This window comes from Streptomyces cacaoi, assembly GCF_006539165.1.
Classification (GTDB): domain Bacteria; phylum Actinomycetota; class Actinomycetes; order Streptomycetales; family Streptomycetaceae; genus Streptomyces; species Streptomyces cacaoi.
In genome coordinates, this window is the sequence record NZ_BJMM01000032.1 from 17,816 (window position 1) to 43,121 (window position 25,306).

The following is a 25,306-nucleotide window of genomic DNA, read 5'->3' on the forward strand; positions in this document are numbered from 1 at the left end:
TGCGGTGCCGGGCCCGGGTCAGCGGCGGGTGCCGTCGAGGAAGCGGGCCATCTCGCGCTGCGGTTCGCCGGTCGCGTACGCGGCCGTGTGCACCTTCTTGGCCGCGGCGATCGCCTCGTCCAGGTCGGCGTCGTCCAGCTCGCGGATCCGGCCCTTGGTGAGCGCGACCGCCCCGGGCGGGAGCTGCGCGAGCCGGTCCGCCTCGGCGCGGGCCTCGGCCAGCACCCCCGCGCCGTCGGCCCCGGCTTCGACGAGTCGGGTGAGCAGCCCCAGCCGCTCGGCTTCGGCGCCGTCCACCAGCCGCCCGGTGAGGGCGAATTCGGTGGTCTTCGCGCGCCCCAGAATGCCCCACATCGCCCAGATTCCGGTGATGCTCGGGATGCCGGAGAGCACCTCGGGCTGTCCCATCCGTACGCCCGGGTGCCCGATGCGCAGATCGGCGAGGAGCGCGAACTGGAAGCCCGACCCGGCGGCGACGCCGTTCACGGCGGCGATCGTCGGCTTGTCGGCGGCGCGCACCGCCCGGTACAGGCGCCCGAAGTCGTCGATCCACGCCTCGGCCGCCGCGTGGTCGTCCGGCTCGATGGCCGCGGTCTCGCCCAGGTCCTGCCCGGCGCAGAAGGCGCGGCCGGAGCCCGTGAGGATGATGGCGCGGCACTGCTCGTCGGCGGTGAACTCCTCCAGGGCCGCGACGATCGCGGCCCGCATACCGGCCGTCCAGGCGTTGAGCTTGTCCGGCCGGTCGAGGGTGATCTCGCCGACGTAGCCGCCGGCCGCGGCGCCGCTGTCGCCGGTCAGGGGACGGCGTTCGACGACGACGTGGGTGGCGTCCGGACCGGTGGCGGGGGAGGACGGGGACTCGGGCATGGGTCTGGCCTTTCTCGTACGGGGGCCGGGGCTCGGTGTGCGGAGCGCATCGAGCGCGTGGAGCGCATCGAGCGCGTGGAGTGCTCGGAATCGCGGAGCACTCGGCGCACCCGGCGTGCTCGGGGCACTGGGAGCACGCGGACTGCGCGGAATGCTCGACATATGCGGAATGTGCGAGGCGTTCGCTGTGCCGGCCGGCCGTGCACCGCCGTCCGGCTGATCGCGGTGCGCTCGACCTGCCTGCTGTGCCGGGCTGTGCCGCGGGGTGCGGTCCGTCCCGCGGCACACGTGCGGGAGGGACCGGCGTGGTACGGGTGCCGGGGCGGTGGATGGCGGGTCTCGCCGGGCCGCTCCGTCCGTCGGCAGCCATGCAAGCACCGCCGGGCAGCGGGCCGCCAAGACCAATGGGGACCCTCGTTGATATCGCGGCGATATGGTCCGCGCATGGAGCTTCGCCACCTGCGCTATTTCGCCGTGCTGGCCGAGGAACTGCACTTCGGCAGGGCCGCGGAACGGCTGCACATGGCCCAGCCCCCGCTGTCGCAGCGGATCCGCGATCTCGAACGCGACCTGGGGGTGCGGCTGTTCGACCGCACCCGGCAGCGGGTCCGGCTCACCGAGGCCGGTGCGCTCCTCCTCGAACACGTACGGCCCGTCCTGGAAGGGGTGGACACCGCGCGGGAGGCCATGCGGCGCATCCGGCCCGGCGAGGCGGGCGTACTGCGGGCCGGGGTGCCGCCGGACACCAACCCGGTGGTGCTGCCGACGCTGACCGCGGGGTTCGCGCGGCGGGTGCCGGACGTGCTCATCGATCTGCACGAGCTGACCACCGACGAGCAGTTGGCGCGGCTACGGGAGGGCGAGCTGGACGCGGGCGTGGTGCGGCACCCCGCGGACACGATGGGCCTGGAGTCGGGGCCGACCGCGCGCCGTGAGCTGGGTGTCGTGCTGCCCGCCGGGCATCCGCTGGCGGACTCCGCCGAGCCGGTGCGGCTGCGCAGCCTCAACGGGGCGCCGCTGGTGATCTTTCCGCGGGTGATGGCGCCCCGGCTCTACGACCACATGCAGACCGTCTGCCGCGACGAGGGCTTCCTCCCCGGGGCGATCCGGCACGCCCGCAACCCGCACTTCGTGCACGGGCTGGTGCTCGCGGGGCGGGGCGTCCATCTCAACGAGGCCCCGGCCGCCCCGCTGCCGGAGGGCCTGGTGTGGCGGCCGCTGGCGGGCGCGGCGCTGGCGTGGACGACGTCGGTGGTGTGGGTGCCGAGCCGGCACAACGAGGCGGTGGCGGCGTTCGCCGAGGCCGTCATCGAGGGGCTGACGGCGGCCGGCCACCGTATCGGGAGCGTCCCGTCAGCGGCGGACCCTGCTGCGTCATCACCGGCGGACCCGGCGGACCCGGCGGCCGGTTCCTGACGCGCGGCGGCCCCGGCGGCCCCGGCAGCCCGGCGAACCCGACACCCGGCGCCTGTGACGGCCCCGCAGCAAGCGCCGGGAACAGGTGCCACGACAATGGGCCGCGAGCCGCCGGACGTCGCATGAGGGCCGCCGCCGGTTCGGAGCGGACGTGACGCAGGCCATAGGAACTCCCTCCGGGATGCGGAGAGCAAGGGGATGTGAGGGACTCAGACAACGAGGTGCGCCGACGGGTGCGCGCTGGTGAACGTGCGGCGTTCGCCCAGCTGTACGAGGAGCACGCCCGGGCCGTGTACAACCACGGGCTGCGGCTGACCGGCGACTGGTCGACGGCCGAAGAGATCATGTCCGAGACGTTCCTGACCGCGTGGCGGACCCGGGAACGCGTGCACGAGGACGGCGGCTCGCTGCGCCCCTGGCTGCTGGGCATCGCCACCCACAAGGCCGACAACGCGCGGCGCGGACAGCGCAGACGCCGGCTGTTCCTGGCGCGCCAGCCCGAGCCGCGCGCCGAGGAGGACTTCGCGCCCCGCACCGTCGGCCGTATCGACGACGAGCGGCGGCTGCGCGCCGTGCAGGCGGCGCTCGGGCGGCTGCGGCGGCAGGAGCGGGAGGTGCTGTCGCTGTGCGTGTGGTCCGGGCTGGACTACCAGCAGACCGCGCAGGCCCTCGGTATCGCCGTCGGCACCGTGCGCTCCCGGCTCTCGCGCGCCCGCAAGAAGCTCGCCCGGCTCGCCGAGGAGAACATGGAACCACCCACCGCCCGCGGAGAGATGACAAGTGCGGCCGCGATCGCGGCCCTGCCCGTGCGGGAGGAGCTCACATGACCGACAGGACCACCTCCGCTTCCCGGCCCCCGGAGCGGCACGACGACCGGGCCGAACTGGCCCGTCTGCTGCCGGCTCCGGCCGATGTGGAACTTCCGCGCGAGCAGCACCTCCGTCACAAGGAACTGCTCATGCACGAGATCGACCGCGAACAGACACAGTCCGCACGCCCCGCCCGCCGGCTGCTGCGCCCCGCCCTCCTGGCGCCCGCCACCGCGCTGGCCGTCGCCTGCGCCGTCACCGCCGGCCTCGCCTTCAGCGGGGACGACGGCAAGCCGGGCACCTCGCAGCAGGCCACGGACATGCGGCCCGCCGCCGCCCTCCTGCACCGGATCTCCGACGTCGCGGGGAAGAAGGAGGCCCCCACGGTGCGCGACGACCAGTTCGTCTACACGAAGGAGAAGAGCAACGGCGCCGAACTCGGCAGCGGGAAGGCCGAGATCGGCCCGCTGGAGACGTCCGAGAGCTGGCAGGTGCAAAAGCCCGGACCGGTGAAGCGGCTCGGCACCGTGCGGAGGGGCGGGGAGACCATCCCGCTCAACGCCGAACTCGGCGACGAGGACGGCACGAAGCCCGGTCTCCACCGGCCCACCTACCGGTGGCTCAGCTCGCTGCCCACCGACCCCGACAAGCTGCTGGACTATCTGAGCGAGCACGCCCGGGGAGAGCAGGGCCGCGAGCAGGACCAGGAGGTCTTCGAGGAGATCGGCAACCTGCTCGGGGGGCTGATGCCGCCGCGCACGGCCGCCGCCCTGTACCAGGCCGCCGCCCGGATCCCCGGCGTCACCGAGGCGCCGAAGGCACACGACGCGATCGGCCGCACGGGGCTCGGCATCGCCAGGAACGACACCAAGGCCGGTGTCCGGACCGAGTGGGTCTTCGACGAGAAGGACTACACCTACCTCGGCTCCCGCAGCTACCTGATCAAGGACCGTCCGTACGGCAAGGCGGGCACGCTGCTGTCCAGCGAGGCGGAGCTGGCCCACGGCGTCGCCGACAAGGACGGCGAGCGCCCCTCCGACCCCGAGACCACCACGACCGCGACGAACTCCACCGAACAGAGCTGACCCCGCACACGACCCGGCCCCGCCCCCGCCGTGCCCGACGGCGGGGGCGGGGCCGCGTCCGGCCGCGTGGGGGCCGGGGGCGAGGGGTCAGACCGTGGCCACCAGGAAGTCCTCGCCCGTCGAGGGGCGGAGGCCGTCGGGGCGGTGGGCGAACCAGCGGTCGGCGAGGTCTGTGCCGGGGACGTGCCGGGCGGTGGCGAAGCCTGCTTCGCGGGCCAGGGCCAGCATCCGGGACGGGGTGTAGAAGCTGATGAACGGGGTGCCGGACGCCTGGGCGCCCTCCTTGCTGCGGCGGAGGCCGGGGCGGTCGGCCTCGTCGAGGAGTTCGGGCGGCAGCAGGAAGGTCATGGCGAGCGTCGAGCCGGGGGCGAGGCCGGCGATGCGGCGCAGGGTGGCGGTGGTGGTCTCCTCGGTGAGGTACATGGAGACGCCGGTGGAGGCGAGGACGGCGGGGCGGCCGGGGTCGAAGCCGGCGGCGGTCAGCGGCTCCAGCCAGTCCTCCTCCGCCTCGAAGTCGACGGGGACGAGGTGCAGCGCTTCGGGGACGCCGTAGCCGAGGGCGTCCAGGCGGTCGCGCTTCCACGCCTGGGTGCGGGGCTGGTCGATCTCGAAGACCCGCAGCCGGGCGGCCAGTTCGGGTCTGCGCTGGACGAAGGTGTCCAGGCCGGCGCCGAGGAGGACGTACTGGGTGACGCCGTGGTCGGCCTGTTCGGCGACCAGCTCCTCGATGAAGCGGGCCCGGGCCACCATCGCGGCACGGAAGCCGCGGGTGGTGTCCGGGTCCATGTCGGGGCGGTCGCGCCAGTCGTCGGCGGGGTCCACGAGGCGGAGGCCGATCTCGTCGTCGAGTACGTGCGGCGGCGGGTCGGCGCGGACGTGCAGGGCCCGCCAGAGAGCCGTCCGTACCGCGGTGTTGTCGGGTTCGCCGGTGTGCTGTGCGTCTGCCATGTCGGTCTCCTGGGATTCCTCGGCCCGGTCTGCTCGGTCGGCTCTCTTGGGGGCTGTGCGGTGGGCGGTGGTCAGTGCGCGGTGGGCGCCTGGAGGGTCCACAGGCGGCCGTCGGGGCCGCGGACGGTGGCCTCGCGGGTGCCGTAGTGGGTGTCCTCGTAGGGGGTGACGACCTCCACGGAGGGGTCGGCGGGCAGCGCCTCGGCGTCCCGGGCCCGCAGCACGACCCGGGTCTCGGGCTCCTGGTCCTCGGGGACCTCGGCGATGAAGACGTACGGTCCGTCGCCGTTGCGCAGCTGTCCGGAGGCGTGGCCGGTCTCGAACTCCAGCTCGTAGCCGAGCGTCTGGAAGAAGCGTGCCGCCTTTCCCCAGTTGTGGGTGGTCAGGAAGAGGGCTTCGATGCCTTCGGTCGCCATGTCAGGACTCCTTCTCGGTGGCTTGCTGTCCGTGTCCGGGGGTGTCGTCGAGGTAGGCGCGCAGCGCGTCGGCGACCAGCGCCGACAGTGAGGAACCCGACTCGACGGCGCGGTACTTGACCTGCTTGATCAGCCCGATCGGCAGGTACACGTTGAACTGCTTGACGTCCTCGTCGGCCATGCCGTCGATGCTAGCATCCTAGCAAGCTAGGTGCCCGAGAGGTGCCCGAGTAGCGGCTGACGGGGTCTGGTGCCGGGTGGGGGCGGGCCGGATACTGGGCGCGGCGGTCGCCGCTTCCCCCCAAACGCGCTTCTCCCCGGGGGAGTTGAGGTCACCGTCGGATAACGGGTCCGGACCGGGAAGGCCGGTGCGGGTCCGTCGTCAGCAGTGCCGGACCCCCACGAGGAGCTGCCATGCACATCAGCGAGGCCCGCCCGAGCGGCCGTACCGCCCACCGCCGCAGAGCCCTGGCCGCGATCGCCGTCGCGGCCGTCCTGACACCGGTGGCGCTCACCGCGCCGGCCGCCGCAGCGGCCCCCGCCGCCCCGGGCCACGCGGCCACTGCGCCGTCCGCCGCCGCGTACCCCGAGCTGCCCGACGGCAGCCGGGCGGAGAAGACACTCGTGATCGGCCTCGACGGCTCGATGCTGGAGAAGATCGAGCAGGCCGAGGCCCCGCATCTGAAGTCCCTCATCGCACAGGGCACCCGGGCGCCGAGCAGCCTCTACGACACCTCGGTGGCGAAGACCGAGTCGGGACCCGGCTGGGCGACCGTCCTGACCGGCACCTGGCCCGACAAGCACGGGGTGCGGGACAACAGCTTCGACGGCAAGGACTTCGGGACCTACCCCGACTTCCTGACGCGCATGGAGCAGGCGGACCCCGAGCTGTCCACGCTGGCGATCGCCTCGTGGGCGCCGATCACCTCGGCCGAGGGCAACGGGGAGATCGTCGGCGGCGACGTGGACGTGCGGATCGCCACCCCGGGCGACGAGTACGACGCGGGCACCACCGAGCGCGCCGTGCACTACCTGGGCAGCGAGAACCCCGACGCGACCTTCGTCCAGCTCGACAACATCGACCACGCCGGGCACAGCAGCGGCTCGGACAGCCAGGAGTACCTGGACGCCATCGCCGGTGTCGACGAGCAGATCGGCCGCATGCTCGACGCGGTGCGCTCCCGCGCCACCTACGACGAGGAGAGCTGGCAGATCATGGTCACCGCCGACCACGGGCACCGGCCCGAGGGCGGGCACGGCGGCAACAGCGACGAGGAGCGCGCCACCTACGTCATCGGCACCGGCCCGGGCTTCCGGCCCGGCACCACCCGGGACGACGTGGAGATCGTCGACATCGCCGCCACCGCGCTCAAGCACGAGGGCGTGGCCGTGCCGGACGGGCTGGACGGCGTCCCCGTCGACGAGAAGTGACCGACGGCCCGCCGCACCCGCGCCCGGCTGCCGCCGTCCCTCTGCCCGCCGTCCACCTGGCCGCCGTCCCCGGCTCGCTGTCCCGCCGTCCGGCTGCGCGCCGTTCCGCGCCCGCCGCCCGCCGCCCGCCGCCCGGCGTCCGTGCGGCCGTCAGGCGCCCGGGCGGCAGACGGCGTCGTCGAGGACGGCGTCGATCGGTGCGCCGATGCGCGGGTCGGCGGGCCAGTCGTCGAGGTTGGCGGAGAGGACGACGCGGTGGCGGCCGTCCGGCGTGGTGAACGCCAGCGTCGCGAAGCCGGGGATGCCGCCGGTGTGGCCGAGCACCGTCCGCCCGCAGCTCAGCTTCCGCTGCTTGAGCCCGAGGCCGTAGCGCGTGCCGGGCTCCCCGGTGGACACGGTGCGGCGCATCTCCCGCTGCTCGGCCGGGCGCAGCAGCCGGCCGTCGGCGAGTGCGGCCAGCAGCGCGTCGAGATCGTCCGCCGTGGAGACGATCTCCCCGGCGGCGCCCGCCAGGGACGGGTTGAGCGCGGTGACGTCCGCCTGCCGGGCGGTGCCGTGCGCGGTGTGGCGCAGGTAGCCGTGCGCGTGCGGGCCGGGGATGTCCGGGCGGTCGCCGGGCACGAACGTGCGCCGCAGGCCCAGCGGGCGGATGACAGCGCGCCGCACCTCCTCGCCGTACGGGCGGCCCGTGACCCGCTCGATGATCAGCGCGGCGACGAGGTAGTTGGTGTTCGAGTAGCCGTAGCGGCTGCCGGGCGGGAAGTCCGCCGGCCGGGCGGCGGCTTCGCGTACCCGGCGCTCCGTGTCGTGGTGGCGGAAGCGGGTGCGGACCAGCCGTTCGCCCTGCGGGAGGTCGCGGGCCACATCGTGCAGGCCGCTGGTGTGCCGGAGGGCCATGCGCACGGTGATCCGGTCGCCGTCCGGCACCACGCGCGGGGACAGATAGCGGGAGACCGGCGCGTCCAGCGCCACCTTCCCCTCGCCCACCAGACGCAGCAGGGCGACCGCGGTGAACATCTTGGTGGCGCTGCCGATCCGGAACGCCGCCCGCCGCGGCACCGGGCCGGGCGCCTGCGTCCGGGCCCTGCCCGCGCGGGCGCGCCAGGTGCGCGACCCGTCGGTGACGCGCACCTGGGCGCCGACGGCGCCGCTGCGGGTGAGGTCGGCGAGGTGCTGCCGGATCGACTCGTGCCCGCCGGGCGCGGCCCGGGGAGGGGCGGGGGCGGCCGCCGCGGGCGGCAGCGGTGCGGCGACGGCCGCGAGGGCCAGGGCGCAGACGACGGGGAACCGGCGGGATCGCATGGTCTCTCCAGGTGGGAAGCGGCGGTGGGGGAGCGGTCGTCTCCCCCTGCCGCCATCCCACCGCGCGGCGCCGCGCGTGTCGGTGGGGGCAGCCTCCCGGCCGGGGTTCGGAGTTTCCGAACGCCCCGGTGGCGGGGCCGCCCGGGCCCTGCCACCGCTGGGGGTCGGCTGCCACCGCCGGGTGTCGGCTGTCCGCGCTGGGTCCCGCCACACCGCTGGGGTCGGCTGCCACGGCCGGACGTCAGCCGCCACCGCCGGATCCCGCCACCGCCGGGCCTCGCCACCTCCGCGCGTGCTCTGCTGCGGCCGGGCGTCATGCGCGACCTCCGGGCGTCAGTGGCCATCGCCGGGCCCCGCCACCGCCGGGCGTTAGCCAGCGCCGGGCGTCAGCCGCTGCGGGTGTCAGCGGCTACCGCCAGGCGTCTGCTGCCCCCTCGGGTCCTGGCACCCCTGCGGGCGTCGGTTGGCGCGGCCGGGGGGGGCAGCGGCTGCCTCCGGGTGTCAGCCGCTACCGCCGCACCCCCGCCACCTCCAGGCGTCAGCCGGCGCCGGGCGACAGCCGCCGCCGGGCGTCAGCCACTTCTTGGCGACAGCTTGCCGGGCGTCGGCTGTCGCCGCTGGGCCGCGCCGGGTGTCGGCTGTCACCGCAACGCGTCGGCTGTCGCCGCCGAGTCCTGCCACACCACTGGGTGTTGGCTGCCGTCGCTGGGCCTGGCCACCGTCGCGTGCTATCTGCCGCCGTCGGGCGTCATTCGCCGCCGGGCCTCGCCACCTCCAGGCGTCAGCCGGCGCCGGGCGTCAGCCGCCGCCGGGCGTCAGCCACTTCCAGGCGTAAGTCATCTCCGGGCGTCAGCCGTCGGCGCGGGTGTCGAACAGTTCTGTCAGGGTGTGGCCGATGAGGGCCAGGGGGGCGGGGCGGGTCATGTGCTGGTGTTCGCAGGGGACTTCGCGCACCGTCACGGTTCCGGTGACGTACGGGCGCCAGTCGGCGGCCGTGGGCGGCGGTGTCGCGCGGTTCTCCGTCGCCACGAACAGGACGGCGTCCCCGTCGAAGGGGCGGCGCTCGAAACCGCCCACGAGGCGGCTGTTGTTGCGGTAGACGGCGATGATCGACGCGAGCCGGTGCTCGACGAGGTCGGCCAGCGCGCTGTCCCCCCGGCGCAGGATCTCCACGGCCTCGGCGCGGGTGGGCTCGCCCCGGGCGCGCAGCTCGCGGGTGTCGTAGCCGGCGGCCTCCAGGAGGGCCAGCAGGAATCTGCCCTCCGCGAGTTCGCTCCCGGCCGGGGGCGGGGCGTCCGGCGGTGCCGTGTCCAGCAGGGCCAACAGGCCGACCTGCTCGCCCTGTTCACGTAGCCGGACGGCGGCGGCGTGGGCGACGAGCCCGCCCAGCGACCAGCCGAGCAGATGGTAGGGGCCGGACGGGCCGGCCTTGCGGATCTGCTGGATGTAGTCGTCCGCCATCTCGGCCAGGGACTGCGCCATCGGCTCCTCGCGGGCGAGGCCGCGCGCCTGGAGCCCGAGGACGGGCCGCTCCGGTCCGAGGTGTCCGAGCAGCCCCGTGTAGCACCAGCTGATGCCGCCCGCCGGGTGGAAGCAGAACAGCGGGGGACGGCTGCCCCGGCCGCGCAGCGGCAGGAGCACGTCGTAGGGGCCGTCCTCGGCCTCGCGCCCGAGCCGCTCGGCGAGCAGTTCGACGGTCGGCGCCTCGAACAGATCGCGCACGCTCGGCTCCACGCCGAGCGCGGTCCTGATCCGGCTGACGGCCCGCACGGCGAGCAGCGAGTTGCCGCCGAGCGCGAAGAAGTCGTCGTCGACGCCGACCCGCCCGGCCCCCAGGACCTCGGCGAACAGCGTGCACAGCAACTCCTGACGCGGCGTCACCGGCGGGCGCCCGCCGCCTCCTTCGGGCGCGGGCAGGGCGGCGCGGTCCAGCTTCCCGGTGGGCGTGCGCGGCAGCGCGTCGACGAGCAGCACGGCCGCGGGCACCAGGTACTCCGGCAGCAGCGCCGTCAACGCGTCCCGCAGCGCGGCCGGTTCGGGTGCGGAGCCCGCGGACGGTACGGCGTACGCGGTGAGCCGCCGGTCGCCGGGGCGGTCCTCCCGGACGACGACCACGGCCTCGGCGACGCCCTCCAGCGAGCGCAGCGCGGCGGCCGTCTCCTCCGGCTCGATCCGGAAGCCCCGGATCTTCACCTGTGCGTCGGTGCGTCCCACGAAGTGCAGCTGCCCGTCGTCCCGGCGCACCACGAGGTCGCCCGTGCGGTACATCCGGGTGCCGGGCGGGCCCGCCGGGTCGGCGACGAAGCGTTCCGCCGTGGCGCCGGGCCGGCCCGCGTAGCCCCGGGCCAGGCCGGGCCCCGCGAGGTGCAACTCGCCCGGCACGCCCGGCGGTACCGGCCGCAGGGCCGCGTCCAGCACCTGGGTGCGCACCCCGCCGAGCGGCCGGCCGATGGGCGCGTCGGCCGGGCCGAGGGGGCCGCTCATCGTGGCGCACACCGTGGCCTCGGTCGGCCCGTAGGCGTTGAACACGGTCCGGCCCGGCCGGCGGGCGGCCACATCGGCGGGCGCCGCCTCACCCGCCGTCAGCAGTGTCAGCCCACGCGGCAGCCCCGTGCGGTCCCCGCCGTCCCCGCCGTCCCCGCCGTCTCCGCTGTGCACGCCGTCGGCCTCGCCGACGTCGGCCAGCAGCGGCAGCATCGACGGCGGCAGCGTGAGATGGGTGATCCGGTGCCGCCGCAGCGTGCCGGCCAGCGGCGCGCCCGGCAGCAGCGCGTCCCGGTCCGTGACGACCAGGGCCGCGCCGGACAGCAGCGCCATGCACAGCTCGGAGAACGCCGCGTCGAAGGACGGCGAGGCGAACAGCAGCACCCGGCTGCCGGGGCCCGTGCCGAGCCGCTCCGACTGCCCGGCGGCCAGCCCCGCCACCCCGCGGTGGGTGACGACGACGCCCTTCGGCCGGCCCGTGGAGCCCGAGGTGTGGATGACATACGCCGGGTGGTCCGGGTGCGGCGCCGGCCGGCCGGCGCCGGGCACGGCACACGGGGGCGCCGGCCGGTCCACGCGGACCACGGGCCCCTCGTACGGCAGGGCACGCGCGCCCGGCCCGTCCGTGACGACGCACACCGGGGTGGTGTCCGCCAGCACGAGGGAGAGCCGGGCCGGCGGGTGGTCCGGGTCGAGCGGCACATAGGCGGCGCCCGTCTCCAGCACCGCGAGCAGCGCCACGACCAGCCCGGCCGAGCGCGGCAGCGCCACGCCGACCAGTCGTTCCGGCCCCGCCCCGTGCTCCGCCACCAGGCGATGCGCCAACTCCCTTACGCGCGCGCCCAGTTCGGCGTACGTCAGCTCGCCGTCGTCGGTGATCAGCGCGGGCGCCCCCGGCGTACGGGCGATCTGCCGGCGCAGCAGCTCGGGGAACGGCACCGGCGCCCGGGGCGGCCCGCCGTCGCCGTGCTCGGCCGCCGTGCCGCGTTCGCCGGGCAGCAGCAGGTCCAGTGCGCCGGTGCGGGCCCCCGGGTCGGCGGCGAACCGGTCGAGCAGCAGCCGCAGCCGCTCCAGCAGCCGCCCCGCCTCGTCCGGCGCGAGGGCGTCGTCCCGGTGGTCCAGCCGCAGCCGGAGCCGCTCGCCGGGCTGCACCAGCAGCCCGAGCGGGTAGTGCGTGGCGTCGTGGCTGTCCACGTCCGCCAGCCGCAGGCCGGGCGCGAGGGTGCGCAGGGACGCGCGGTCCAGCGGATAGTTCTCGAAGACGACGAGCGTGTCGAAGAGCTGCCCGAGACCGGCGGCCTCCTGGATCCCGGTGAGGCCGAGGTGCTGGTGGGCGATGAGCCGCGACTGCTGCTCCTGGAGCCGGGCGAGCAGCTCGCGCAGCGGCAGCGCCGGGTCGAGCCGTACCCGCACCGGCACCGTGTTGATGAACAGGCCCACCATCGACTCGACGCCGGGCACCTCCGGCGGGCGGCCGGAGACCACGGTGCCGAACACCACGTCGGTGCGCCCGCTCAGCAGCCCGAGCAGCACCGCCCAGGCGCCCTGGAGCACGGTGTTGAGCGTCAGCCCGCAGCGGCGGGCGGTCTCCCGCAGCGCCTCGGTCGCGGCGGGGGACAGCTCGGCCACCGTGTGCCGCGGCCGGGCGGCATCACCGGCCGGGCGCGGCGGTGCGATCCGCGTCGGCTCCCGCAGCCCGTCCAGCGCCGCGCGCCAGGCCCGGACGGCCGCGTCCCTGTCCTGCCGGGCCAGCCACCCGAGGAAGCGACGGTAGGGGGCGGCCGGGGGCAGCGGCTCCGGGCGCCGCCCCGGCTCCGACTCGGCGTACAGGGCGAAGAGTTCACGGACGAGGATCGGTGCCGACCAGCCGTCGAGCAGCAGGTGATGGTGGGTCAGCACCAGTGAGTGGCGGTCGGAACCGTGCCGCAGCAGGGTGAAGCGCAGCAGCGGCGGGTGTGCCGGGTCGAAGCGGCGGGCGCGGTCCCGCGCGAGCAGCCGCGCCGTCCGGCCGTCGCCCGGGAGCGTCGGCCCGCCGCCGTCCGGGAGCGTCGTCCCGCCGTCGCCCGGGAGCGCCGGACCGCCCTCGCCGGGGCCGGGGCGGCTGTCCCTGGCGCGGTCGTCCTCCGGGGCGTGACGCTTGTCCGGGGCGCGGTCGTCCCCGTCGGCCCGGAGCTTGTCGGCCCGGTGCTCGTCGGCCCGGTGCTCGTCGGTCCGGAGCTTGTCGGCCCGGTGCTCGTCGGCCCGGTCGTCGTGGGCCCGGTCGTCGTGGGCCCGGTCGTCGTGGGCCCGGTCGTCGTGGGGCAGGGCGTCGTGGGGCAGGGCGTCGTGGGGCAGGGCGTCGTGGGGCAGGGTGTCCTCGGGCGCTTCGTGCACCTCGAAGGGGAGGTCCACCGGGCCGACGGCCTGCACCGGTGCGGACAGGTCGCGGTGCAGGAAAGCGGCGCCGAGGTGCGGATGGCGGGCCAGCAGGGCCCGGGCCGCCGTGCGCAGCCGGGGCACGGACAGCGGGCCGGCCAGCCGCAGGACGAGCTGAACGGTGTAGACGTCCGGCCCCTCGGTGTCGTGCAGGCTCTGGAACAGCAACCCCTCCTGGAGCGGTGCCAGCGGCAACACCTCGGTGACACGCGGCAGTTGGGACTCGACGCGGTCGACCTCGTCCTGGGTGAGGGCCGCGAGCGGCCAGTCGGACGGGCTGTGCCCGGTGCCGGTGTGCGCGGCCAGTTCCCGCAGTCGCCCCTCCCACAGGGACGCCAGCCGGGCCGTCTCCGCTTCGGTGAACAGCCCGGCCGGGTGGGCGAGAGCGAGGCGCAGCCGGGGGCCGTCCGCGCCGTCGAAGGCCACCGCCGTCGCGGTCAGCGGGTGGGACACCGGCATCGCGGGCTCCGCGCCGCCGCCCAGCGCCGTCCCGCCGGGCAGATCGGGCGCCGGGCTCCAGTCGCCGCCCGCCGGGTCGGCCGCGGGGAAGCGCCCGAGATAGTTGAAGCAGACCTGCGGCCGGACCCGGGCGGCGGGCCCGAGCGGGTCCCCCGGGGCGAGGTGGCGCAGCAGCCCGTGGCCCGCGCCGTGGTCGGGCAGCGCACGCAACTGCTCCTTGACGCGGCGCAGTGCGCGGCCGGGCCCGCCGGCGCCGGGGTCGACCGCCACTGGATAGAGGGTCGTGAACCAGCCGACCGTGCGCGAGACATCGGCCCCCGGCACCAGTTCCTCACGCCCGTGCCCCTCGACGTCCATCAGCACCGGGCCCGGCTGCCCGCGCCACTCGGCGAGGGCCTGTGCCAGGGCCGTGAGGAGCACGTCCTGCGGGCCCGCGTGGTAGCCGGCCGGCAGCCGGGTCAGCAGCGGCCGGGCCAGCTCCGGCGGCAGGGTCACCTCCAGGGACCGGGACGAGGCGACCGTGTCCACCGCCGGGTCCAACGGGCGGGCGCCGAGCGGCGGATCGGGCACCCCTGCGACGGAACGCCACAGCCCGGCCTCGGCCGCCGCCCGGCCCGGGTCCTTCGCCCGCTCGCTCAGCTGGAGCGCCCAGTGCCGGAAGGGCGTGGTGGGCTCGGGGAGAGCGGCCGGTCCCTCGGCCCAGACACGGGCGAGGTCCTCGGCGAGGATGCGCCAGGAGACCCCGTCGACCGCGAGGTGGTGCACGGCGAGCAGCAGCCGTCCCCGGGCGTCGGGGCCCGCGTCGAACCACACCGCGCGCAGCACCTCCGGGCCCGCGGCGAGCCGCCCGGGCAGCGCCTCGGCCTCGGCGGCGACGGCGGCCCGCAGCTCCCGCGTGCCGAGTCCGGCGACCGGTACGCGCACCGGCCGGGGCACGGCGTCCGGCCCCACCGTCAGCGGGATGTACGCCGAGGTGCCGGGCTCCGGCGAGCCCGGTGTGCCGGGCTCCGGCGAGGCGTCCTCCGGCGCGGTGCCGTGGGAAGGCCCGGACCCGGGTCCGGTGCGGTGGGCCCGCAGCATCGGGTGGTGGTCGGCCAACGTCCGCAGGACGGCGGTGAGTTGACCGAGGGTGGCGCCCGCCGGGGTGTGCAGGAGCACCGCCTGGTGGTAGCCGTCGGCGGGGCCGCCGCGCTCGCGCAGCGCGTACATGATGGGCGTGGCCGGTACCGGGCCCTCGGCCGCCGCCGTCTCGGCCGGGGCCGGTTCCTCCGCACCGCGGGCCGCCGCGACAGCGGCCAGCCCGGCCACCGTGCCGTCCAGGAAGACATCGCGCGGTGTGAGGGCGATGCCCTCGGCGCGGGCGCGGCCGACGAGTTGGATGGAGGAGATGCTGTCCCCGCCCAGGTCGAAGAAGCCGTCATCGGCCCCGACGGCCCCGGCAGCCTCGACGGCCCCGGCAGCCTCGACGGCCCCGGCAGCCTCGACGGCACCGGCGGCCTCGACGGCCTCGACGGCCCCCATGGCGTCGACGGCTCCGGCAGCTTCGGCGGCTGTGACGGCGCCTGTGGATTCGGCTTCGGCGGCACTGTCCGCGCCGACGCCGCCTCCCGAACGGGCTCCGCTTCCCGAGCGGGCTCCGCTTCCCGAACGGGCTCCGCCTCCCGAACGGGTGGCGTTCCCCGAACGGGCGGCGCTCTCCGCGCCGTTGGCACCGTTCGCCCGGGGTGTGTCCAGGCCGAGCACCTCGGCGAAGATCCGGGCCAGGCGGGTCTCGACCGGGCCGCGCGGGGCGCGTCCGGTGCGGGCCCGCTCCACCGTCGGTGCGGGCAGGGCGCGCCGGTCGAGCTTGCCGTTGACCGTCAGCGGCAGCGCGTCGACGAGGACGACGGCGGCGGGCACCAGATGGGCGGGCAGCCGCTCGGCGAGGCGCCGGCGCAGCCCGGCACCGTCGGGTGTGTCCGGCTCCGGGCCCCCGGAGCGGGTGTCCGGCACGGCGTACGCCGTCAGCCGGCGGTCGCCGGGGCGGTCCTCGCGTACGACGACCGCCGCGTCCGCGACGCCGTCGAGGGCGCGGAGCGCCGCGGCGGTCTCGGCCGGTTCGACCCGGTGGCCGCGGATCTTGACCTGGTCGTCGAGGCGGCCCAGGTACTCCAGGTCGCCGTCGGCGCGCAGCCGCACCAGATCGCCGGTGCGGTAGAGCCGTCCGCCGGCGGGGCCGAACGGGTCGGCGACGAACCGCTCGGCCGTCGCGCCCGGCCGGTCGAGATAGCCCCGCGCCAACTGCGGCCCGGCGACGTACAGTTCGCCCGGTACGCCGGGCGGGACGGGGTGCAGCCGGGCGTCCAGCACATGCAGCCGGGTGTTCCACGCGGGGCGGCCGATCGGCACGGTACCGCCGGGCGAGGGCTCGGCGCCGGACGGCCCCGCGGCGGACGGGCCTTCGGTGGACGGCTCCGCGACGGAGGGCTCGGGGCCGGACGGTTCCACGGCTGGCGGCTCCGCGACGGGCGGACCTTCGGCAGCCGGGCCTTCGGCGGACGGGCCTTCGGTGGACGGCTTCGCGGTGGACGGCTTCGCGGTGGACGGCACTTCCGGCGGGGCGGGCCAGGTGCCGCGGGTGACGCCCACGGAGGTCTCCGTCGGCCCGTACAGGTTGATCAGGCGGACACCCCAGCGGTGCACCACGTCGCGGGCCAGATCGACGGGGAGCGCCTCGCCGCCCGAGCACACCAGACGCAGCGGCGGCATCGGTCGGGGGCCCGCCACGTCCAGCATCGACGGCACGAAGTGCGCGGCCGTCACCCCGCGTTCGGCGACGAGGGTGCGCAGCCGGTCCGGGTCGCGGGCCACCTCCGGGCCGGCGAACACGGTGCGCGCGCCGAGGGTGAGCGGCAGCCACAGTTCGAAGGCGGCGGCGTCGAAGGCGACGGAGGTGAGGGCGAGGACGGTGTCGTCGGGGCCGAGCCCGGAGCCCTCGGCCTGCCAGCGCAGATGGTTGGCGAGCCCGCCGCGGGTGACGACCACACCCTTGGGCGTGCCGGACGAACCGGAGGTGTGGATGACATAGGCCGGGGTGTCCGGCAGCACGCCGTGGTCCGGGCGGGCCCCGTCCCCGCCGGGCGGCTCGGCCTGGCCGGTGTCCGGGCGGACGACGGGGACGCCCGCCAGGGGCGGCATGCCGGGCACGGTGACGAGGCAGACGGGCCGGGCGGCGGCCAGCGTCGACTCCAGCCGGGGCGCCGGGTGTGCGGGGTCGAGGGGCACATAGGCGGCGCCGGTGCGGAGCACGGCCAGCAGCGCCACCAGCAGGCCGGGGCCGCGCGGCAGAAGGACGGCGACGCGCCGCTCGGGTGCGGCGCCGAGCGCGGTGAGCCGCCGGGCGAGGCGGTCGGCGCGGGCGACGAGTGCGGCGTACGAGAGGTCGCCGTCGTCCCCGGAGGCGGCGACGCGGTCGGGGTGCCGGGCCGCCATCCGGTCGACGGCGGCCACCACATCGGGCGCCGGTGCGGCCTCGTATCCGGTCAACTCCTCGGCTAGCCGGGCCCGTTCGGGCCCCGTCGTCAGATCGAGGTCGTCCACGGGGCGGCCGGGCTCGGCGGCGACGGCGGCCAGCAGCCGCACCAGGCGTGTGGCGAGCGCCGCCACGGTGGCGTGGTCGAAGAGATCGCGCCGGTACTCGACGGTGCCGGCGAGCGCGTCGCCGGACGGGCGCAGGCCCACCGTCAGATCGAACTTGGTGGTGGGCAGCGCGCCGGGCTCCGCCGTCACCGTGAGGCCGTCCAGCGCGGGCACCGCGAGCGCCTCGTGCTCGAAGGCGAGCATCACCTGGAAGAGCGGGTGCCGGGCCAACGACCGCTCGGGGCCGACGAGTTCGACGACGCGCTCGAAGGGCAGGTCCTGGTGCGCGTAGGCCGCCAGGTCGGTGGCGCGCACCCGCTCCAGCAGCGTGTGGAAGGTGGGGCTGCCGCCGGTGTCGGTGCGCAGGACAAGGGTGTTGACGAACAGTCCGACGAGGCCGTCGAGCGCGTCGTCGCCCCGGCCGCCGACGGGCGTGCCGACGGGGATGTCGGTGCCGGCGCCGAGCCGGGTCAGCAGTGCGGCCAGCGCGGCGTGCACCACCATGAAGAGGCTGGCGTCCGCCCCGTCGGCCAGTGCGCGCAGCTCGGTGAGCAGATCGGCGGGGACGGTGAACTCCACCGTGCCGGAGCGGTGGTCGGTCGTCGCGCCGCGCGGCCGGTCGAAGGGCAGCGGCAGTTGGTCGGGCAGGCCGTGCAGCGTGCGGGCCCAGAAGGCCGACTGCGCGGCGGCGAGAGGCGACTGACCGCCGTCGTCCTCCAGCAGCGCACGCTGCCACAGTGCGAAGTCGGCGTACTGCACGGGCAGGCGGGGCTGCCGCGGGGCGTGTCCGCGGCGGCGGGCACGGTAGGCGAGCGCGAGGTCGTCGCAGAGCGGACGGAGCGACCAGCCGTCGGCCGCGACATGGTGGAGGAGCAGCAGCAGGGTGTGCTCCTCGGGCGCGGTGCGCCACAGCCGGGCCCGCAGCGGGGGCTCGGAGGCCAGGTCGAAGGGGCGGGCGGTGGCCCGCGCCAACGCGTCGGGCAGCGCCGCCTCGGACACCTCGGCGGGGACGAGCGGGTGCCCGGCCGCCCGAAGGATGCGTTGGCAGGGCTCCGCCCCACCGTCGGGGGAGCCGCCGTCGGGGGAGCTGCCGTCGGGGGAGCTGCCCGCGCGCGAGCCGTGGGCAGCCTCGGCCCCGTCGGCCCCGTCGGCCCCGTCGGCCCCGTCGGACCCCTCGGACTCGTCGGAGGCGGCCGAGGCGGCAGAGGCGGCGGAGAGGGCCCTGGAGTCAGCGGAGTCGGTGAAGGGGGCCGTGGAGGCAGTGGAGGCGGCGGAAAGGGCCCTGGAAGCAGCGGAGCTGGTGGCAGCGGAGTCGGTGGCGGCCGGGTCGGTGGCGGCGGAGTCGGTGGCGGCGGAATCGGCGGAGTCGGTGGCCGCGGTGGTCAGGACGGTGCGCAGTATCTCGTGGCGGTCCGTCACATCGCCGAGCGCCGCCTCCAGCGCGGCCACGTCGAGCGGGCCGCGCAGCCGCAGCACCAGCGGGATGTGGTAGGTCGCCGAGGGCCCTTCGAGCCCGGCGAGGAACCACAGCCGGCGCTGCCCGTAGGAGAGCGGCAGCCGCTCGGGCCGGGGCCGGGCGCACAGCGCGGGCCGGGCGGCGGTGCCGGCCGCCTCCGTCACACGGGCCGCGAGCCCGGCCACGGTCGGCGCCGCGAACACCTCGCGCACCGGAAGCTCCACGCCGAGGGTGCGCCGGACGCGGTTGGCCAGCCGGGTCGCGGTCAGCGAGTGCCCGCCCCGCTCGAAGAAGCCGTCGTCGACGCCGACTTCGGGCACGCCCAGGACCTCGGCGAACAGCTCGCACAGGATCTCCTCGACGGGGGTGCGCGGGGCCCGCCGGGCCGTGGCCGCCGTGTCCGCTGCGGCCGCCGTGTCGTCGGGCCGCGGCAGGGCTGCCCGGTCCAGCTTGCCGTTGGCGGTCAGCGGCAGCCGTTCGACGAGGACGACGGCGGCCGGAACCTGGTGCGCGGGCAGCAGCGCGAGCGTGTGCCGGCGCAGCTCGGCCGGGGCGGGCGCGGGCCGCCCGGGCGCGGGCACGGCGTAGCCGACCAGCCGCACCTCGCCGGGCCGGTCCTCGCGGGCGACGACCGCGGCGTCGGCCACGCCCGGGTGGCGGCGCAACGCCGCGGCGGTCTCCGCCGGTTCGACGCGGTAGCCGCGGATCTTGACCTGGTCGTCGGTGCGGCCCAGGTACTCCAGGCCGCCGGTGCGCAGCCGCCGCGCCCGGTCGCCGGTGCGGTACATGCGTCCGCCGGGCGGGCCGAACGGGTCGGCGAGGAACCGGCCCGCGGTCAGCCCCGGCCGGTCGCGGTAGCCGCGGGCGAGCCCGGCCCCGGCGACGTACATCTCCCCGGGCACCCCGTGCGGCACCGGCCGCAGCCACTCGTCGAGGACGTACACCCGCAGATCGGGCAGCTCCTCGCCGATCGGGCTCCCGGCGGCCCCGGTCGCGACGGTGGCGTCCAGTGCGAGCCGGGTGACATGGACGGTGGTCTCGGTGATGCCGTACATGTTCACCAGGAGCGGGCCGTCCGGATGCCGCTCGTACCAGGGGACGAGCCGGCCCGGATCGAGCGCCTCGCCCCCGAACACCACCAGCCGCAGGGCCAGTTGTGCGCGGTCCTCGCCTCCGCTGTGGCCGTCGTCGCGCTCCGCGTCCGCGGCGATCAGTTCGGCGAACGCGGACGGCGTCTGGCTCAGCACGGTCACCCGCTCCCGCACCAGCAGCCGGTGGAAGTCGTCCGGCGCGCGGGCCGTCCCGGGCGGTACGACGACGAGCCGGCCGCCGTGCAGCAGCGGCCCCCACAGCTCCCAGACGGAGAAGTCGAAGGCGGGGGAGTGGAACAGCGTCCACACGTCGTCGGGGCCGAAGCCCAGCGTGCGGGTGGCGTCGAACAGGCGGACAGCGTTGGCGTGCGGGACGAGCACGCCCTTGGGCCGGCCGGTGGAGCCCGAGGTGTGGATGACGTAGGCAGGGTGCTCGGGCCGCAGCGGTGCGGTGCGTTCCCGGTCGTCCGGGTCGTGGCCGGGCAGCCCGGCGAGCGCGTCCCGGGTCGCGGGCGCGTCCAGGTCGAGGTGGGGCACGCCTGCCGGGCCGGCCGGTCCGGGGCCGCCGGAGGTGAGGACGAGGTGCGGGCGGGCGTCGTCGAGGGTGGCGGCGAGCCGGGCCGGCGGGTGCCCGAGGTCCAGCGGGAGGTAGGCGGCGCCCGCCTTGAGCACGGCGAGGAGCGCCACCACCTGTGCGGCGGAGCGCGGCAGGGCGAGTGCGACCAGCCGCTCGGGCCCGGCGCCGAGCGCGATCAGGTGGCGGGCGAGCCGGTTGGCCCGCGCGTTCAGCTCGGCGTACGTCAACTCCTCGGCGTCGTCCGCCGGTTGGTCTTCGGGGCTGCCGGGGTCGGTGACGGCGACACGCCGTGGGGTGCGGGCGGCCTGGCGGGCGAACAGCTCCGGGAGGGTGCCGGTCACCGGCCGGGCGGGCGGTGGCGGGCCGGTCAGCTCGGCCCGCTCGCCGGGCGCGAGCAGGTCGAGGGCGCCGATCGGGGTGTCCGGCGCGGCGGCGGCGCCGGACAGCAGCCGCACCAGCCGCTCGCCGAGCGCCCGCACGGTCTCCGCGTCGAACAGCGCCGTCCGGTACTCCAGCCGCAGTTCGAGCCCCGCCGCCCGGCCGTCCGGGTCCTGCCGCCGCTCGGCCTCCACGGTGAGGTCGAACTTGGCGTGCTCGACGTCGACGTGCCGGCGCTCCACCCGCAGCGGGCCGAGCCGCAACTCACCGCCGCCCGGGGCGTTCTGGAGCACGAGCATGATCTGGAACAGCGGGTTGCGGTGCGCCGAGCGGGCCGGCCGCACCGCCTCGACGACCTGCTCGAAGGGCACGTCCTGATGGGCCCAGGCGGCCAGGTCGACGGCGCGTACCCGCTCCAGCAGTGTCCGGAAGCCGGGGTCGCCGCCGGTGTCGGCGCGCAGCACGAGCGTGTTGACGAAGAAGCCGACCAGCCCGTCCAGCGCCGGGTCCGTGCGGCCCGCCACGGCGGTGCCGACGGGGATGTCCGTGCCGCAGCCGAGCCGGGTGAGCAGCGCGGCCAGGCCCGCGTGCAGCACCATGAACAGGCTGGTGCCCGTCTCCTTCGCCAGCTCCTCCAGCGCCGCCAGCGGCCCGGGCTCCAGACGCAGCGCGACGCGGTCGCCACGGTGGTCGGCGTGTGCGGGCTCGGGCCGGTCGCAGGGCAGCGGCAGCCGCTCGGGCACACCGCGCAGCGCCTCCCGCCAGTGGGCGAGTCCGGGCCCGTCGGCGGGCGCGGCCCGCTGCCACAGCGCGTAGTCGGCGTAGCCGAGGGGCAGTTCGGGCAGGCAGGGGGCCGTGCCCGCCAGCCGGGCCGGGTACGCGGTGGCGAGGTCGTCGGTGAGCAGCGGCCACGACCAGGCGTCGGCGGCGACATGGTGCAGCACGAGCGCCAGCAGATGCGCCCCGGGCCCGTCCGCGTCCCGCAACAGGCGGGCGCGCAGCGGGGGTTCGGCGGCCAGATCGAAGGGCGCCCGGGCGGCCTCGCGCAGCCACCGGTCGGGGTCGGGCCCGTCCGGGCCGGCGTCCTCGACGGACAGCCGTATCGCCTCCGGGGGCAGCAGCCGTTGGTACGGCGTGCCGTCGGCGGCCTCGGGCAGCGCGGTGCGCAGGCTCTCGTGCCGGGCCGCCACATCCCGCAGCGCCGCCTCCAGCGCGGCGGTGTCCACGGTGCCCTCCAGCCGGAAGGCGAGCGGCACGTGGTAGGCGGACGCCGCCTGCGCGTCCAGCCGGTACAGGAACCACAGCCGGTGCTGCGCGGGGGACAGCGGGACCCGCGCGGGCCGCTCGACGGCGACCAGCGGCGGACGCGGCGCGGCCGGGCCGCGGGCGGAGCCGGAGTCCGCGCCGCCGTCCGCGCCGGAGTCCGGCCCCGGCGCGGTGAGCAGCGGGGCGAGCCCGGCCGGGGTGGGGTGGTCGAAGAGCGCGCTCAACGGCAGGTCGGCGCCGGTCGTGCGGCGCAGGCTCTCGACGAGGCGCGGTGCGAGCAGCGAGTGCCCGCCGTGCGCGAAGAAGTCGGCGTCGGCCGCCACCCGGCGCAGCCCCAGCACCTCGGCGAAGGCCGCGCACACCGCCCGTTCGCCCTCGGTGGCCGGCTCCCGGCCGCGGTCGTCGTCGGTGGCGGGCGCGGGCAGCGCGCGGCGGTCGACCTTGCCCGCCGGGGTGAGCGGCAGCGCGTTCACGACCACCACGGCCGACGGCACCAGATACCCCGGCAGCGTCGCGGCGAGCCGTTCCCGTACCGCGCCCGGCAGCGCGCGCACCGCACGGGCCCGCGCGGGATCGCTGACGAGCGGGGTGGTCCCGGCGCCGCTCCCGGGCCGGGCGCCCGTGGCGGGCCCGGCGGCGGGGTCGGCGGAGTGGGCGGGGCGGCCGCCGGTGCCGGGGTCCCGGCGCGGGCGGGCGGACGCGGGGGCGTGGTCGGCCGCGGTGCGGGTGGCCGGGGCGGTCGGGGCGCGGTGGACGCCCGTCGGGGGGAGACGGAGTTCCGGGGTGTCGGGGAGCAGGACCACCTCGAACTGCTCCTCGTCGTCCGGCGACCAGGTGCACAGCGCCCGCACCCCGGCGCGCCGCGCCCACGCCTCGACCTCGTCCGGGTCCAGCGCCTCCGGGCAGGGCCGCCGCAGCGCCCGGCGCAGCTCGGGGACGGAGGCGCCGCGGGCGAGGGCGCGCGCGGCATGGACCTCCCCGGTGAGGCGCGCGTTGGGCACCCCGGTGACGCGGACGGGCGCCCGCCGGGCGAGCCCGTCGAGGCGGTCCACCTCCTCGCCCCAGACCAGGGTGGGCAGCGCGGCCACGTCCCGGCCGGAGAGCGGAGCCTTGTGGAGGACGACGTCGTAGCGGTGCCGGGTCAGCTCGTTGTGCGCTGCGCCCGGTTTCAGCCGTACGTCCACGCCCGCGCAGCCGGGCACCGTCGCGAAGTACCCCGGATCCACCAGGAGTTCGGTCTCCTCGCGCACCGCCCGGGCCACCGCCGAGCGCACCCGCTCCGGCCCGGCGCCGTCGTCGGCCCGGCCCAGCTCGACGGCGGTGCGCAGCGCGCCGAGCAGGCCGAGGTGGCGCACGTCGCCGACGAAGATCCGGCCGCCGGGCGCGAGCAGCCCGAAGGCGGCGTCGAGCACCTCGCCGAGGTACCCGGCCCCGGGGAAGTACTGGACGACGGAGTTGAGCACGACGGTGTCGAAGTGCCCGGCGGGCAGCCCGGCGACGTCGTGCGCGGGCCGCGCCGACAGCCGCACCTTCCCGGCCAGCCGCGGGTCGTCCGCGGTGCGCCGGCGCAGCGCCTCGACGGCCGCCTCCGACACGTCGGTCGCCCAGTACTCCGCGCACTCCGGGGCGATCCCGCCCAGCACGAGCCCGGTACCGGCGCCGATCTCCAGCACACGGCGCGGACGCAGGGCCCGGATCCGGCGCACGGTGCCGCGCTGCCACTCGCGCATCTGCGCCTCGGGCAGGGGCCGGCCGTCGTAGGTGCTGGTCCAGCCGGAGAGTTCGAAGTCGCCCGCCGTGTACACGGTGTCGGACAGCCGCTGCCAGGCGGCGATCTGCTCGGCGGCGTCCGGCTCCGCCCCGGCGAGTGCCTCCTCGTGCGGGACGACGTAGCCGACGAGCGCGTCCCCGTGGACGGCCACGGCGGCCTGCGCCACCTGCTCGTGCGCGCCCAGCGCGGCCTCGACCTCGCCCGGCTCCACCCGGTGGCCGCGCACCTTGATCTGGTCGTCGGCGCGCCCGGCGAACTCCCAGGCGCCGTCGGCGCGTACCCGCACCCGGTCGCCGGTGCGGTACATCCGGCCGCCGGCCGGGCCGAACGGGTCGGCGACGAAGCGTGCGCAGGTGAGCCCGGCCCGGCCGAGGTAGCCGCGGGCGAGGCCGGGGCCCGCGAGGTACAGCTCGCCGGTGCCGCCCGGGCCGACCGGGCGCAGCGCGGCGTCCAGCACGTACACGCCGGTCTCCGCGCAGGGGTGCCCGAGCGGGGGTGTGCCGGTGCCGGTCAGCGGCGCGGAGAGGGTCGCGCACACCGTGGTCTCGGTCGGCCCGTACGCGTTGAACATCCGTACCCGGCCCGCCCAGTGGGCGGCCAGCGCCGGAGCGCAGGGCTCACCGGCGACGACCAGGGTGGTGCCGGGCGGCAGCGCGTCCCCCGGCAGCGCGGCGAGGGCGCTGGGCGGCAGCGTCAGATGGGTGACGCCCAGCTCCGCGACGGTGGCGGCCAGCGGGGGACCGGGCAGCAGCGCGCTCTCCGGCGCCACGACCAGGGTGCCGCCGGTGAGCAGGGACTGGCACAGCTCCCAGAACGCCGCGTCGAAGCTGGGCGAGGCGAACTGGAGCACCCGGGCGCCGGGTCCCGCACCCAGCTCGCGCCGGTGCGCGGCGGCCAGCGGGGCGATCCCGGTGTGGGTCACCTCGACGCCCTTGGGGCGGCCCGTGGAGCCCGAGGTGTAGATGACGTACGCGGTGGAACGCGGGTCGACACCCTCGCCCGGCATCCCGCCGCCCGGCCGTCCGGAACCCTCGCTGCCCGGCGCGGTACGGCCGCCGTCCGGCCTGATGCCCCGACTGCCGCTTCCGCCGGGGCGGTTCGGCCCGTCCGCGCCGTCCGCTCCTGCCGTGTCCGCGGGGGCGAGCCGGGGGCCGTCGTAGGGGACGGCGGGCAGGGGGCCGCCGTCCTCGGTGACGAGGCAGACGGGGCGGGCGTCGTCCACCATGGTGCGCAGCCGCTCGACGGGGTACCCCGGGTCGAGCGCCAGATAGGCGGCGCCCGCGAGTTCGGTCGCGACGAGCGCCACCACCAGGTCCGTCGAGCGCGGCAGCGCGACGGCCACGATGCGTCCCTCGCCCGCGCCGGCCGCCGTCAGCCGCTCGGCGAGCCGGCCGGCACGCTCGGCCAGCCCGGCGTAGCTGAGGCTCTCCTCCGGGGAGCGGACCGCCTCGGCGTCCGGGTCCCTGCGCACCTGACGGCGGAGGAGTCCGGAAAACGTGGGGGGCGCCGCGACGCCG

General features: G+C 76.8%; 10 protein-coding genes. 4 read left to right on the top strand and 6 right to left on the bottom strand.

Annotated elements, in window-relative coordinates:
* Nucleotides 1–18: 18 nt before the first annotated feature.
* A complete protein-coding gene (locus tag SCA03_RS24810; protein WP_078873687.1) occupies nt 19–867 on the bottom strand; it encodes an enoyl-CoA hydratase/isomerase family protein in 849 nt (282 codons plus the stop codon).
* Between the two features lie 444 nt (nt 868–1,311).
* Between SCA03_RS24810 and SCA03_RS24815 the strand changes: the two genes are divergently transcribed.
* The 3 genes from SCA03_RS24815 (at nt 1,312) to SCA03_RS24825 (ending at nt 4,177) form a co-directional block, all read left to right on the top strand.
* Complete coding sequence (locus SCA03_RS24815; RefSeq protein ID WP_086817205.1) at nt 1,312–2,283, top strand: LysR substrate-binding domain-containing protein; 972 nt, start codon at nt 1,312–1,314, stop codon at nt 2,281–2,283.
* Nucleotides 2,284–2,504: 221 nt separating this feature from the next.
* Nucleotides 2,505–3,110: an RNA polymerase sigma factor gene (locus SCA03_RS24820; protein ID WP_030885683.1), complete on the top strand. Its 606-nt coding sequence runs from the start codon at nt 2,505–2,507 to the stop codon at nt 3,108–3,110.
* Nucleotides 3,107–4,177, top strand: a complete 1,071-nt coding sequence (locus tag SCA03_RS24825; protein ID WP_141275663.1) for a CU044_5270 family protein — start codon at nt 3,107–3,109, stop codon at nt 4,175–4,177. Before SCA03_RS24820 ends, SCA03_RS24825 begins: the two co-directional genes overlap by 4 nt.
* 87 nt (nt 4,178–4,264) lie before the next feature.
* Here SCA03_RS24825 and SCA03_RS24830 read toward each other — a convergent pair whose 3' ends face one another.
* The 3 genes from SCA03_RS24830 to SCA03_RS24840 all read right to left on the bottom strand — a co-directional run bounded on the left by SCA03_RS24830 (nt 4,265) and on the right by SCA03_RS24840 (nt 5,722).
* Nucleotides 4,265–5,125, bottom strand: a complete 861-nt coding sequence (locus SCA03_RS24830) for a class I SAM-dependent methyltransferase (protein ID WP_086815623.1) — start codon at nt 5,123–5,125, stop codon at nt 4,265–4,267.
* A 71-nt stretch (nt 5,126–5,196) separates the two neighbouring features.
* Entirely contained in the window at nt 5,197–5,541 is a 345-nt protein-coding gene (locus SCA03_RS24835) for a VOC family protein (protein WP_086815624.1), read from the bottom strand.
* 1 nt (nt 5,542) lies between these two features.
* The gene (locus SCA03_RS24840) at nt 5,543–5,722 is read right to left on the bottom strand and encodes a ribbon-helix-helix domain-containing protein (RefSeq protein ID WP_030885672.1); all 180 of its coding nucleotides are present in this window, start codon (nt 5,720–5,722) and stop codon (nt 5,543–5,545) included.
* A 233-nt stretch (nt 5,723–5,955) separates the two neighbouring features.
* Between SCA03_RS24840 and SCA03_RS24845 the strand changes: the two genes are divergently transcribed.
* Entirely contained in the window at nt 5,956–6,972 is a 1,017-nt protein-coding gene (locus tag SCA03_RS24845) for an alkaline phosphatase family protein (protein WP_051856843.1), read from the top strand.
* Between the two features lie 150 nt (nt 6,973–7,122).
* On the opposite strand, the gene SCA03_RS24850 is transcribed toward SCA03_RS24845, so the two are convergent.
* Both SCA03_RS24850 and SCA03_RS37040 read right to left on the bottom strand, forming a co-directional pair.
* Nucleotides 7,123–8,274, bottom strand: a complete 1,152-nt coding sequence (locus tag SCA03_RS24850; protein ID WP_051856863.1) for a serine hydrolase domain-containing protein — start codon at nt 8,272–8,274, stop codon at nt 7,123–7,125.
* Nucleotides 8,275–9,123: 849 nt separating this feature from the next.
* Entirely contained in the window at nt 9,124–25,260 is a 16,137-nt protein-coding gene (locus SCA03_RS37040) for a non-ribosomal peptide synthetase (RefSeq protein WP_170223854.1), read from the bottom strand.
* Nucleotides 25,261–25,306 lie beyond the last annotated feature (46 nt).

Coding starts and splice junctions, on each gene's coding strand:
- SCA03_RS24810 (WP_078873687.1), bottom strand. CDS start 867: ATGCCCGAGTCCCCGTCCTCCCCCGCCACCGGTCCGGACGCCACCCAC.
- SCA03_RS24840 (WP_030885672.1), bottom strand. CDS start 5,722: ATGGCCGACGAGGACGTCAAGCAGTTCAACGTGTACCTGCCGATCGGG.
- SCA03_RS24835 (WP_086815624.1), bottom strand. CDS start 5,541: ATGGCGACCGAAGGCATCGAAGCCCTCTTCCTGACCACCCACAACTGG.
- SCA03_RS24845 (WP_051856843.1), top strand. CDS start 5,956: ATGCACATCAGCGAGGCCCGCCCGAGCGGCCGTACCGCCCACCGCCGC.
- SCA03_RS24825 (WP_141275663.1), top strand. CDS start 3,107: ATGACCGACAGGACCACCTCCGCTTCCCGGCCCCCGGAGCGGCACGAC.
- SCA03_RS24830 (WP_086815623.1), bottom strand. CDS start 5,125: ATGGCAGACGCACAGCACACCGGCGAACCCGACAACACCGCGGTACGG.
- SCA03_RS24850 (WP_051856863.1), bottom strand. CDS start 8,274: ATGCGATCCCGCCGGTTCCCCGTCGTCTGCGCCCTGGCCCTCGCGGCC.
- SCA03_RS24815 (WP_086817205.1), top strand. CDS start 1,312: ATGGAGCTTCGCCACCTGCGCTATTTCGCCGTGCTGGCCGAGGAACTG.